This window comes from Pantoea allii (assembly GCF_002307475.1).
GTDB classification, from domain to species: Bacteria; Pseudomonadota; Gammaproteobacteria; order Enterobacterales; family Enterobacteriaceae; genus Pantoea; species Pantoea allii.
On the sequence record NZ_NTMH01000018.1, the window covers coordinates 19,931 to 32,683 of the forward strand.

The window sequence follows — 12,753 nt, forward strand, 5'->3', positions numbered from 1 at the left end:
GGCGCCGAAGCGCCTGAAGAAAAGTGGGGTCAGAGCAGGTGTGCGAGGCGATTAATATCAGACTGGATAGCGCCGGCAGTGACATCACGGCCCGCACCAGGCCCGCGAATCACCAACGGGTTATCGCGGTACCAGCGGCTGTCGATGGCAAACACATTATCGCAGGGCAGTAATGCGGCCAGCGGATGCTCCAGGCGCACCGCTTCGACGCCCACGCGTGCTTTGCCGTTGGCATCAAACCGCGCCACGTAACGCAGAACCAGCCCCATTTCCTGCGCGGCTTCAAACCGTTGCAGCATCTGTTCGTTCAGCTCATCCGCATTCTCGAAAAAGTGATCGACTGATTCACCTTCGCAATTCTGTGGGACCAGCGATTCGACGCGCACCTGATCCGGCTCGATGTTATAGCCGGCCTCACGGGCCAGAATAACCAGTTTACGCATCACGTCCTGACCCGACAGATCGACGCGCGGGTCCGGCTCTGTTAATCCCTGCTGCCACGCCTGATCCACCAGCTCGGTGAACGGTACCGTGCCATCAAACTGTAAAAACAGCCAGGACAGGGTGCCGGAGAAAATGCCGCTAATCGACAGAATGGTGTCGCCGCTTTCACGTAAATCGCGCACCGTATGGTTTATCGGCAGCCCGGCTCCCACGGTGGCGTTATACAACCAGTGACGACCGGTTTTTTCAAAGGCATCCCGAATCTCACGCCAGGTTTGCGTATCCGATGCGCCCGCCACCTTATTCGCGCTGATCACATGAAACCCATGGCTGGCAAAATCCAGGTACTGCAGAGCCAGCGGCTGACTGGCCGTCACATCCAGCACCACCAGGTCATCATACGGATGGGCACGCATCCACAGAAACAGCGATTCTTCATCGCGCGCTTCGGCTTCATCGTCAAAGAAGGCCAGTGCACGGCTGGCATCCAGACCGTCATAGCTCAGCAGGCTGCGTTGACTGTCCACGACACCTGCCAGCACAAACTCAAAACCGGTGCGTGCCGACAACGTTTCCTGCTCACGGGCAAACAACTCCAGCCAGCGTGAACCGATATTGCCCTTGCCGAACAGCATCAGGCCAATGCGTTTTTCCGCACGAAACAGCGAGCTGTGCAGCCCCTGAATGAGATGCTGAGTGGGGCCAACGCGCAGCACCGCAAGCACGCTGATGTGCTCCGGCGACTGGCTGATGAATTCCACTGGCTGATCTTTCAACTGCTGCCAGAAACGGTGCGTGTGCAACGGATTGCGGGTAACGCCAGCTCCGACCAGGGCGACCAACGCTAAACCCTCGCGTAACTGCAAATGTCCGGGCAAGCCTGCATCCTGCAACAGGGCAAAGGCACTGTTTACCACTTCAGAGGTGTAGCAAAGTTGCAGCAATTGACGGTCAGGATGGATACCCATCGCCAGCGGCCGCATCTGCGCGCGCGTCAGGAGTTGATCGATCTCTTTTTTGAAGAGAGCAAAATCGTGCTGCCCGGGAAGCTGGATCTCAACCAGGCACACATCGTCGTGACTGGTGACAATGCGGGCACCCGTGCCGGACGCAAGGACGCGCTCGATGCGGGTTGAGCCTTGCTCAGGCTGATAGCTACAGCGCAGTTGCAAATCAATATCACTGCCCGAAACCGGTTGTAAGGTGCGGGTGTGCAGCACTGGCGCGGCAAGGCGCGCCAGCTCACTGGCCTCATCCAGACGCAGCAGCGGCAGCAGACAGGCATCAGAGACTTTGCGTGGATCGGCGCTGTAAACGCCCGCCACATCACTCCAGATAGTGACGCGTCCCACGCCCGCCAGCGCGCCAATCTGAGTGGCTGAATAGTCAGACCCGTTGCGCCCCAGCAGGACCGTTTCACCGGCATCGTTGCCGCTGATAAAACCGGTCACCACGATGCGTTTATGCGGATGCTGGGCCAGCAGCGTTTGTAACAAGGGCCAGGATTTACCTTCGTCCACCTGAGGCTGCGCGGCACGTTCCGCCCGCAGAAAATCGCGCGCGTCCAGCCAGCAGGCATGGAGATCCTGCTGGTTCAGCACCGCTGACATTAAACGTGCCGACCAGATTTCACCATGCCCAACCACTTCCGCATAAACCGCTTCTGTGATGTCACCATCCAGTAGCGCGGCCAGTTTTTCGAGATCGCGAATAAAGGCGGTAATTAACGGCTCGGCTATTTCAGCAGGCAACAGTGCACTGATTAGCTCACTCTGATAGCGACGTAATGTCTGCTGCACCTGATGTGCGGACAGGCGGTCACTTTGGCTCAGTTTCAGCCAGCTAATCAGCTGATTGGTCGTCGACCCTGCGGCCGATACCACCATCATATCGCCAGGCTGGCTGTAATCCGCCATGATGCTGGCAACACGCTGATAGCAGCGTGCATCTGCAAGGCTGCTGCCACCAAACTTGTGGAGCTGTCTGTTGTTTGGCGTTCCTGCGCCTGCTGAAATCGTCATGATCAATCCTCGGCTGCGATCCGGAATGCATTATCCAAATCGGCAATTAAATCGTCGTGGTCTTCAATACCTACTGAAATACGGAGCAAGGTTTCAGAGATACCTGCTGCGGCACGGGCCTCTGCAGACATGCCTGCATGCGTCATGGTCGCAGTATGTGAAATTAAGCTCTCAACGCCACCCAGCGATTCCGCCAGCGTAAACAACTCAAGTGCTTTAAGAAAACGGCGCAAGCGGGCTTCGTCACCCTTCAGCTCAAAGCTGAGCATGGCACCGAATCCGCGCTGCTGACGCGCAGCGAATTCATGGCCCGCGTTTTCCGGCAGTGACGGATGATACAACTTTTTCACCAGTGGCTGTTGCTTGAGATAATCAACAATGGCTAACGCATTACGCTGCGCGGCTGCCATACGCGGCCCCAGGGTACGCATTCCGCGCAACAGCAGATAGCTGTCAAAGGCGGAACCGGTGACGCCAATGTTATTTGCCCACCAGGCTAAATCGGTCGCCACCTGCGGATCTTTGGCAATCACGGCACCGGCCACCACATCGGAATGACCATTTAAGTATTTAGTGCAGGAGTGAATCACCAGATCGGCACCCAGTGCCAGCGGATTTTGCAGGGCCGGGCTCATAAAGGTGTTATCCACGACGCTGACGGCACCCGCAGCCTGCGCAGCTTCGCAAATCGAGGCAATATCAACGACGCGTAACAAAGGATTGCTGGGACTTTCAATCAGCACCAGTTTAGGTTTCTCGTCCAGCGCCGCCTGCAGTGCGGCTTTATCGCCTTGATCGACAAATTTCACCCGGTAGGCACCGCGTTTGCTCAGACTGTCGAACAGACGATAGCTGCCACCATAGCAATCGTGTGGCGCAACCAGCAGATCGCCTGGCTTCAGGAACACCGTGGTGACCAGATGAATGGCCGACATGCCGGTATTGGTGAGTACCGCCCCCGCTCCGCCTTCCAGTTCTGCCAGCGCGCGTTGCACCACATCGCGCGTTGGGTTACCGCGCCGGGAATAATCATGGGCACGGGGTTCATTGAAGTCATGAAAGTTATAGGTGCTGGAAAGGTGGATGGGCGGGACAACGCAGCCGTATTGCTCGTCGTCATTCAAACCGCTGCGCACTGCGATGGTTGCCTGTTTACGCGTCATAGGGCTAACTGTTCCTGAAGTGTGAAATAATCTGACGACAGGATATCACCTTGCTTTTAGACGTCAATACATCTGGACATCCAAATGTCTTTGCGTATAGATTGAGCATCGTCGCAATAACCGCTAAAATTATGCGCCCATACCTGGCGTTCAACCACATTTGTCGCAGAAGTTGAACGAAGAAACCCGCCAGAGAAGGGGTCAGGTAGAAGAAAATCAGGCATAATCGGCTGATTTCGTAACTTTTAACATTTATTGATTAAGGTATCCCATGGCTGAATGGAACGGCGAATATATCAGCCCGTACGCTGAGCACGGCAAAAAGAGCGAACAGGTTAAAAAAATTACGGTGTCAATTCCGTTAAGCGTGCTGAAAATTCTGACTGACGAACGCACACGTCGTCAGGTCAATAACCTGCGTCACGCAACGAACAGTGAACTCCTGTGCGAAGCCTTCTTGCATGCTTTTACCGGGCAACCGTTACCCAATGATGTCGATCTTCGTAAAGAACGTAACGACGAGATACCGGAAGCTGCGAAAAAAATCATGCGCGACATGGGCATCGACCCGGATACCTGGGAATACTGATTTTCAGACATAAAAAAACCCAGCCTGAGCTGGGTTTTTCTTGCCGCCGAACAGATGTTCGAATGCCGTTTCTTATTTTTTGGTGCCTGGCACGCTGAAACGCTTGTTGAAGCGGTCAACGCGGCCACCAGTGGCAACTTCACGCTGCTTACCGGTGTAGAACGGGTGGCACTTACCACAAACGTCCAGGTTCAGTTCGTGAGTCAGCGTAGAGCGAGTGTGAATCACGTTGCCGCAAGTACAGTTGATGGTAACTGCTTCGTATTTTGGGTGAATACCTTGTTTCATGGGAAACCTCATATAAGGCCGTGTCGCTCTCCGCGCCAGGATTTGAACCTGCGCAGCACCACACGCGATTGAACATTAATGGTGTACTCCGGCAAGGTCTTTCTTACCGAAGGCGGCATATTATACAGGCTAATGTTTGATGCTGCAAATGTCACCTGAGATACACCCCGCGCGTGCCAGCGTGTACACTAACCGCCCTGCTAGATGAACCGGAAAGAGATTGCTATGCCCGTTGTTCAGGTTGCCCTGCCCGTTCCCCTTCCACGCCTGTTTGACTATCTGCCTCCTGACGGCGTGCAGCCAGTCATCGGTGGTCGGGTGATCGTGCCTTTTGGCAACCGAAAAATGACCGGCATTGTGGTCGCGTTACCTGACAAAAGCGACCTGCCGGCAGCACAGCTCAAGCAGGTCATTGCCGTACTGGACAGCGAATCGCTATTTCCGCCCTCACTGTGGCGGATTCTTCACTGGGCCGCGAACTACTATCATTCGCCTCTCGGCGAGGTACTGAGCCATGCCATACCGGTGCTGCTGAGACAAGGTAAACCCGCTCAGGATAATCCTTTATGGCGCTGGGAAATTACCGAACAGGGCCGCGCTACCGCGCCGGAAAGCCTTAAGCGGGCGCCTAAACAACAGCAAGGGCTTGCAACGCTCAGACAGCAGCCGCTTTATCGCCACGAAGTGAGTGAGCATGACCTTACCGATGCTGCCATGCAGGCACTGCGCGCCAAAGGATTGTGTGAACTGCATGAGCATCAGCCACAGATGCATGACTGGCGCAGCAGCTTTGCCGTTAAAGGTGAACGTCTTCGGCTGAACACCGATCAGGCGACGGCGGTCGGCGCGATGCGGAGTGAAGATGAACATTATGCTGCCTGGCTGCTGGCAGGGATTACCGGTTCAGGTAAGACCGAAGTGTATCTCAGCGTACTGGAAAACGTGCTGGCCAGAGGCAAGCAGGCGTTGGTGCTGGTACCGGAGATTGGGTTGACGCCACAAACGATTGCCCGTTTCCGCGAGCGTTTTGATGCCCCGGTGGATGTGCTGCATTCCGCCCTGAATGACAGCGAGCGCCTTTCTGTATGGTTGCGGGCGCGCAGGGGCGAAAATGCCATCATCATTGGCACACGTTCAGCCCTGTTTACACCGATGGCACGTCCGGGCGTGATCATTATTGATGAAGAGCACGACAGCTCTTACAAACAGCAGGAAGGCTGGCGCTATCAGGCACGCGATCTGGCCGTGTTCCGCGCCCATGAAGAAAATATTCCTATTATCATGGGGTCCGCCACACCGGCGCTGGAAACGCTGCATAACGTTCGTAACGGGAAATACCGTCAGCTTGACCTGATGAAACGCGCCGGTAATGCCAAACCCGCTCTGCAGCAGCTTATCGATTTGAAAGGCGCACAACTGGTCGGCGGCCTCGCGCCTGCCTTGATCGCTAAAATGCGTCAGCACCTGAAAGCAGATAACCAGGTCTTGCTGTTTCTTAACCGCCGTGGTTTTTCACCAGCGCTGCTCTGCCACGATTGCGGCTGGATTGCTGAGTGCCAACGCTGCGATCGCTATTACACCCTGCATCAGCATCATCGCCAACTGCGCTGCCACCATTGCGACAGCCAGCGGCCGTTGCCCAATCAGTGCCCACAATGTGGTTCCACCCATTTACTCCCCGTGGGCGTCGGGACAGAACAGCTTGAGCAACAATTGGGGACGTTATTCCCCGGCGTGCCGGTTTCGCGTATCGATCGTGATACCACCAGCCGTAAAGGCGCGCTCGAACAGCATCTGGCCGATGTGCATCGCGGCGGCGCGCGTATTCTCGTGGGGACGCAGATGCTGGCAAAAGGGCATCATTTTCCTGATGTCACCCTGGTGTCGCTGCTGGACGTGGATGGTGCACTGTTTTCCGCTGACTTCCGGGCCGCGGAACGCTTCGCTCAGCTCTATACTCAGGTTGCCGGCCGCGCAGGGCGAGCCGGTAAGCAGGGCGAGGTCTTGCTGCAAACTCACCATCCTGAGCACCCGCTTCTGCAAACCCTGCTTCACAAGGGTTACTTCGCTTTCGCACAACAAACCCTGCTGGAACGTCAGTCGGTGTTTTTACCACCGTGGACGCATCATGCCCTGTTCCGTGCAGAAGATTTAGATAATCATCAGGCTGCAGAATTTCTGCAACAGCTACGCAATATGCTGGAATCCAGCCCGCTTAAGGACGCGTCAATGTGGTTCATGGGGCCGCTGCCTGCGCTGCAACCTAAGCGAAGTGGCCGCTGGCGTTGGCAGTTACTGGTACAACATCCGTCCCGGAAACGCCTGCAACAGCTGTTGAGCAGTTCGTTACCGCTGATAAGTACGTTACCTGCATCGCGCAAGGTAAAGTGGACGCTGGATGTTGATCCGACCGAAAGCTGAGTCCGGTGAGGTTGTGAGAGGGATCGAAATACGTCGCATAAGTCACAATTTTTATGCAAATTAAGTAACGGCCCTGCCGCCCAATCGATAACAATAGTGCCAGGCTTGTTTTCACATCAGACGATACGAACGTTGAATGCGCGATTACGCATCAGGAGCATGTGTTGGATCAGAATCAACCGTCGGCCGCCGCCACGATGAAAGACGTCGCAGAAAAAGCCGGCGTCTCGACCGCCACCGTGTCGCGTGCGCTAATGAATCCGGAAAAAGTCTCTTCGGCGACGCGTCAGAAAGTCGAACAGGCCGTCGCTGCCGTCGGTTACACCGCTCAGAGTGTAACCCGCAATGCCCGACGCAACGACACACAAACTATTCTGCTGATCGTCCCCAACATCTGCGATCCCTTTTTTAGTGAAATTATTCGGGGCGTCGAGATAGCCGCGTCGAAGGCCGGCTATCTGGTGCTTATCGGCGACTGTGCTCATCAAAAACCGCAGGAATGGACGTTTTTAAACCTGATGCTGACTCGTCAGATCGATGGCATTGTGCTGCTCGGCGCGCAGTTACCTTTCGATGTAAGTCCTGATGAACAGCGCAATCTCCCACCGATGGTGATGGCGATTGAATTTGCGCCCGAAATGTCATTGCCAACAGTCAATATCGACAACCTGACGGCCTCGTTTGTAGCAGTCAATCATCTGCTACAGCTTGGTCATAAACGTATTGCCTGCCTGACCGGCCCGGAAGACGTTGCGCTCTGTCAGTATCGCCTGCAGGGCTATGTACAGGCGTTACGCCGTAGTGGGATCAGCGTGGAACCGACTTATATCGTCCGAGGCGACTTCACCTTTGAATCGGGTGTTGCCGCCATGAATCAGCTGCTGGCTTTACCGCAACCGCCGCGCGCCCTGTTTTGTCATAGCGATATCATGGCCATCGGCGCTATCAGTCAGGCAAAACGCATGGGCCTGCGCGTGCCCGAAGACCTGTCGGTAGTGGGTTTTGATGATATTGAACTGTCGCGCTACTGCGAGCCACCGCTCACCACGGTGAAACAACCGTGTTTTGAAATTGGTCGTGAAGCCGTACGGCTGTTACTGAATGAATTACAGGGTCATGGCGTTCACAATGGTTCGACATTGCTGGATGCTGAACTGGTGGTCCGTGATAGCACAACATTGGCAAAAAAGGATGAGTGATAAGTAAAATGTTCCGCTATTTTCAGGGGATTCTTAAGGCTATCATTGCTGGTCAAAGTTCCAGCCCTTAAGTAACATGGCGGGCTCCTTGCCGGGCGTGCAGTAACAACGGATTCGCCTACGTGGCATCATATTTTCAAGGGTATCAGGACGAGAGTGGCACAAAAAGATTATGTAGGCCGCGGGCGTTCAACAGGGACGCGTCGCAAAAAAAGCCCCAGCCGTGGCAAAAAAACAAAAAGCGGTTCAGGCACCTCTAAAATAATGATTGTACTGGCGGTTGCTGTATTAGTGACCTTTGCCGGTGGTTTATGGTTCCTGGCGCATCATAAAAAAGAAGATGTGCCGGTTATTACGGATCATAAAGCCAACGGGAATGGCTTACCGCCAAAGCCTGAAGAGCGCTGGAAGTACATAAAAGAGCTGGAAAACCGCCAGGTCACTGTACCGACGCCAAGTGAACCGACCTCCGGTGGCGAAGTGCAGTCACATACACAGCTCACCGATGAGCAACGCCAGCTGCTTGAACAAATGCAGGCGGATATGCGCCAGCAACCCACCCAACTGAATGAAGTGCCGTGGAACGAGCAGACGCCTGCACAACGTCAGCAAACGCTGCAACTCCAGCGACAACAGCAACTTCAACAGCAGCAACTGCAGTCGCAGCAGCGTCAGCAGCAGATACAACAACAGCAGCAGCAACGCCAGCAGCAGGTACAACAACAGCAACAACAACGCCAGCAACAGGTACAGCAGCATCAGCAGCCGTTGCAGGAACAGCATACTCAGCGTCAGCAACAGCCCACGCAGAACGTGCAACAGACACAACCTGCTCCTGTCACGCGTGAACCTGCCGCTCAGCCTAAAACGCAGGAAACCGCGAAAGCGAAACCGGCCGAAAAAGCCGCTACGCAGCGCTGGATGGTGCAGTGTGGCTCTTTCAAGGGAACAGAACAGGCGGAATCGGTGCGCGCTGCGCTGGCGTTTGAAGGTTTTGAAAGCCGTCTGACGTCCGGCGGCGGATGGAATCGTGTCGTGGTAGGGCCCTTCAAAGACCGCGCCAGTGCAGACAGCACGCTAAAACGTCTGCGCGCTTCAGGACATTCCGGCTGCATTCCGCTCGCCGTTGGGGGTTGAAACCCGTCAAACCTACCCCATATCTGTCTGCATGATCCTCCGCGCCTTGGGCGCGGAGCTTTTTTCCGACAGTAAAAGGGGTCTGCCCGTGACAACAATAGTAAGTGTTCGACGCAACGGCCAGGTAGTGATTGGCGGTGATGGCCAGGCTACGCTCGGTAATACCGTAATGAAAGGCAACGTCAAAAAAGTGCGTCGTCTTTACAACGATAAAGTGATTGCCGGCTTTGCTGGCGGCACCGCAGATGCCTTTACCCTGTTTGAACTCTTCGAACGCAAACTTGAAATGCATCAGGGCCATTTGGTGAAAGCAGCCGTTGAGCTGGCCAAAGACTGGCGCACCGACAGAATGTTGCGCCGTCTGGAAGCCCTGCTGGCAGTGGCGGATGAATCGGCATCACTGATTATCAGTGGTAACGGTGACGTCATTCAGCCTGAAAACGACCTTATTGCTATCGGTTCTGGCGGCCCCTTCGCCCAGGCAGCTGCGCGTGCGCTGTTAGAAAACTCTGACTTAGGCGCACGCGACATCGTTGAGAAATCGCTGAATATCGCTGGCGATATTTGCATCTACACCAACCACAACGTTAATTTTGAAGAATTAACGTCCAAGTCGTAAGGATCTAAACATGTCTGAGATGACTCCACGCGAAATCGTCAGCGAGCTGAACCGCTTTATTATTGGCCAGGACAGCGCCAAGCGCGCCGTGGCTATTGCCCTGCGTAACCGCTGGCGCCGTATGCAGCTGGACGAAGAGCTGCGTCACGAAGTGACACCCAAAAATATTCTGATGATCGGCCCGACCGGTGTCGGTAAAACCGAAATCGCCCGTCGTCTGGCGAAGCTGGCCAACGCGCCGTTTATCAAGGTTGAGGCCACGAAATTCACTGAAGTGGGTTACGTGGGTAAAGAAGTTGATTCCATTATTCGTGACCTGACTGACTCCGCCATCAAAATGGTGCGCAGCCAGGCTATCGAAAAGAACAAATACCGTGCAGAAGAAATGGCGGAAGAACGCATCCTTGATGTGCTGATTCCACCGGCTAAAAACAACTGGGGACAAGCCGAACAAGCCAGCGAGCCCTCTTCTGCTCGTCAGGCTTTCCGTAAAAAACTGCGTGAAGGCCAACTCGACGACAAAGAAATCGAGATCGACTTAGCCGCAACCGGCCCTGGCGTTGAAATCATGGCACCGCCGGGAATGGAAGAAATGACCAGCCAGTTGCAGTCGATGTTCCAGAATCTGGGCGGTCAGAAACAGAAGCCGCGTAAGCTGAAAATCAAAGAAGCCTTGAAGCTGCTGATTGAAGAAGAAGCCGCCAAGCTGGTGAACCCGGAAGAGCTGAAACAGGATGCTATCGACGCGGTTGAACAGCACGGCATCGTCTTCATTGATGAGATAGACAAGATCTGTAAGCGCGGCGGACAAAACGCGGGCGGCCCGGATGTATCTCGTGAAGGTGTACAGCGCGATCTTTTGCCACTAGTGGAAGGCTGTACCGTATCGACCAAGCACGGCATGGTCAAAACTGACCATATCCTGTTTATCGCGTCCGGTGCGTTCCAGGTTGCCAGCCCGTCAGATTTGATTCCTGAGCTGCAAGGCCGTTTACCGATCCGTGTTGAACTCCAGGCGTTGACGGTTAATGATTTCGAACGCATCCTGACCGAACCTAATGCCTCGGTCACGGTACAGTACAAAGCACTGATGAATACCGAAGGCGTGAGTATCCATTTCACGGATGACGGTATTCGCCGTATCGCCGAAGCGGCATGGCAGGTAAACGAAACCACCGAAAACATCGGTGCACGTCGTTTACATACCGTGCTGGAACGCTTGATGGAAGACGTCTCCTATGACGCCAGCGATCGTAGCGGCGAATCCGTCACCATCGACGCAGAGTACGTCGGCAAGCATCTGGATGAACTGGTGGCAGATGAAGATTTGAGCCGCTTTATTCTGTAACGCTCGCCTGTCCATGTGTTATATCAAGGCCCAGCCCGTTTGGTTGGGCTTTTTTCTGCATGCGCTTGATGCAATACAGGTCTTTTAAAGCTGATGATTTTGCCAACAATTGACATAAAGCGATATACTTAGCGCTCCTGTGGCAAACAGACGAAACCCTTATGAAATACGATACTTCTGAACTCTGCGACATCTACCACGAAGACGTGAATGTTGTTGAACCGCTTTTTTCAAATTTCGGTGGGCGGACCTCATTCGGCGGTCAGATAACCACAGTGAAATGTTTTGAAGACAACGGTCTGCTTTACGATCTGTTGGAAGAAAACGGTCGGGGCCGCGTGTTGCTGATTGATGGCGGTGGTTCGGTACGCCGCGCCTTAGTGGACGCACAACTTGCCCGGCTGGCGACGCAAAACGAGTGGGAAGGCATCGTGGTTTACGGTTCAGTGCGTCAGGTGGACGAGCTGGAAGAGCTGGAGATTGGCATTCAGGCTATCGCCGCTATTCCGGCAGGCGCCGCAGGTGAAGGCATTGGCGAAAGCGATGTGCGCGTCAATTTTGGTGGCGTCACCTTCTTCTCAGGCGACCATCTCTATGCTGACAATACCGGTATGATTTTATCGGAAGATCCGCTCGACATAGAATAATGTCGGCAAACGAAAACGGGTGCTTAGCACCCGTTTTTCGCATTAGTTGAGGCTTATACCTCTTCCATTTTTCCCAACAGCGCACGCAGGCGTTCTTGCCAGACATGCTGCTCCTCTTTCAGATGCTGATTTTCGCGCACCAGTGCTTCATGGTTGCCAGCAGCATTCTGCGCGTCGTTACGCAGGTTGTTGTTCTGCTCTTTCAGCTCTTCAATTTCCATCTGCAGCAAGGTGATAGTATCAATCGCCTGCTGTACTTTTGCTTCCAGTTTCTCAAACACTTCAAATGACATCTTTCTGACCTCTCCTAAAATCCTGCAAGGCGTTGATGATGCCAGCTTTCGCACAAAAGGCGTTTACCAGCAACGTTGTCCCGATTGTATGTAGCCTCATCACGCAAGTCCAGCAACGCGGGCCTGCAGACCGCCGTCAGTAACATTTTTCAGCCTATCCCTAAAATGTTCCTTTTCCGTGCGTTTGCTTAGCGAAGCCGGAATAACGCTGCTGAAAACGGCCTGAATGGCGCTTAAGGAAAACCAAAACACGCGAAAACGCGCATTTTTTTGACAGACCACACAAAAATCGATTTCGCTATTTCTCGTTTATGCTCGTTAACGATAAATTAACATCAGCCCTACATTAAAGATGGGCGGCTCAAGGAATGAGAACAAAAACTGATAAAATTTAACCTCGCTTCAGGAACAACTATCATGAGTCAGACTACAACCACACTCAAAGGTCAGTGTATTGCCGAATTTCTGGGTACCGGTTTGATCCTGTTTTTTGGCGCGGGTTGCGTTGCCGCGCTTAAGCTGGCTGGTGCCACGTTTGGCCAATGGGAAATCTGTATCATCTGGGGGCTGGCCGTTTCTATGGC

12 protein-coding genes are annotated in these 12,753 nt (G+C 54.1%); 8 read left to right on the forward strand and 4 right to left on the reverse strand.

What is annotated here, in order from left to right; genetic code table 11:
* Window positions 1-29 precede the first annotated feature (29 nt).
* Both CMR03_RS06225 and metB read right to left on the reverse strand, forming a co-directional pair.
* A complete protein-coding gene (locus tag CMR03_RS06225) occupies window positions 30-2,465 on the reverse strand; it encodes a bifunctional aspartate kinase/homoserine dehydrogenase II (RefSeq protein ID WP_096011094.1) in 2,436 nt (811 codons plus the stop codon).
* A gap of 2 nt (window positions 2,466-2,467) precedes the next feature.
* Window positions 2,468-3,628 carry a cystathionine gamma-synthase gene (gene metB / locus CMR03_RS06230; RefSeq protein WP_063877671.1) on the reverse strand — a complete coding sequence of 387 codons (1,161 nt, stop codon included), beginning with the start codon at window positions 3,626-3,628 and terminating at the stop codon, window positions 2,468-2,470.
* 271 nt (window positions 3,629-3,899) lie between these two features.
* On the opposite strand from metB, the gene metJ reads away from it, so the two are divergent.
* Entirely contained in the window at window positions 3,900-4,217 is a 318-nt protein-coding gene (gene metJ / locus CMR03_RS06235; protein ID WP_013027687.1) for a met regulon transcriptional regulator MetJ, read from the forward strand.
* Between the two features lie 72 nt (window positions 4,218-4,289).
* Here the strand turns inward: metJ and rpmE are convergent, their stop codons facing one another.
* Window positions 4,290-4,505, reverse strand: coding sequence for a 50S ribosomal protein L31 (rpmE, locus tag CMR03_RS06240; RefSeq protein ID WP_006121308.1), 216 nt, complete (start codon window positions 4,503-4,505; stop codon window positions 4,290-4,292).
* A 225-nt stretch (window positions 4,506-4,730) separates the two neighbouring features.
* Here rpmE and priA point away from each other — a divergent pair, with 225 nt between their 5' ends.
* The 6 genes from priA (at window position 4,731) to rraA (ending at window position 11,876) form a co-directional block, all read left to right on the forward strand.
* Window positions 4,731-6,926 (forward strand): primosomal protein N', encoded by a 2,196-nt coding sequence (gene priA, locus CMR03_RS06245; RefSeq protein WP_063877673.1) that lies wholly within the window; start codon window positions 4,731-4,733, stop codon window positions 6,924-6,926.
* A 164-nt stretch (window positions 6,927-7,090) separates the two neighbouring features.
* The gene (cytR, locus tag CMR03_RS06250) at window positions 7,091-8,125 is read left to right on the forward strand and encodes a DNA-binding transcriptional regulator CytR (protein ID WP_096011095.1); all 1,035 of its coding nucleotides are present in this window, start codon (window positions 7,091-7,093) and stop codon (window positions 8,123-8,125) included.
* Window positions 8,126-8,281: 156 nt separating this feature from the next.
* Window positions 8,282-9,262, forward strand: a complete 981-nt coding sequence (gene ftsN / locus CMR03_RS06255) for a cell division protein FtsN (protein WP_096011096.1) — start codon at window positions 8,282-8,284, stop codon at window positions 9,260-9,262.
* Window positions 9,263-9,350: 88 nt separating this feature from the next.
* Entirely contained in the window at window positions 9,351-9,881 is a 531-nt protein-coding gene (gene hslV, locus CMR03_RS06260) for an ATP-dependent protease subunit HslV (protein WP_063877676.1), read from the forward strand.
* Window positions 9,882-9,891: 10 nt separating this feature from the next.
* Window positions 9,892-11,229 carry an HslU--HslV peptidase ATPase subunit gene (gene hslU / locus CMR03_RS06265; protein WP_063877677.1) on the forward strand — a complete coding sequence of 446 codons (1,338 nt, stop codon included), beginning with the start codon at window positions 9,892-9,894 and terminating at the stop codon, window positions 11,227-11,229.
* A 161-nt stretch (window positions 11,230-11,390) separates the two neighbouring features.
* Complete coding sequence (gene rraA, locus CMR03_RS06270) at window positions 11,391-11,876, forward strand: ribonuclease E activity regulator RraA (RefSeq protein ID WP_063877678.1); 486 nt, start codon at window positions 11,391-11,393, stop codon at window positions 11,874-11,876.
* A gap of 53 nt (window positions 11,877-11,929) precedes the next feature.
* On the opposite strand, the gene zapB is transcribed toward rraA, so the two are convergent.
* A complete protein-coding gene (zapB, locus tag CMR03_RS06275; RefSeq protein ID WP_063877679.1) occupies window positions 11,930-12,169 on the reverse strand; it encodes a cell division protein ZapB in 240 nt (79 codons plus the stop codon).
* Window positions 12,170-12,586: 417 nt separating this feature from the next.
* Here zapB and CMR03_RS06285 point away from each other — a divergent pair.
* The coding region (locus CMR03_RS06285; protein WP_208625009.1) for an aquaporin at window positions 12,587-12,753 on the forward strand (167 nt) is incomplete at its 3' end.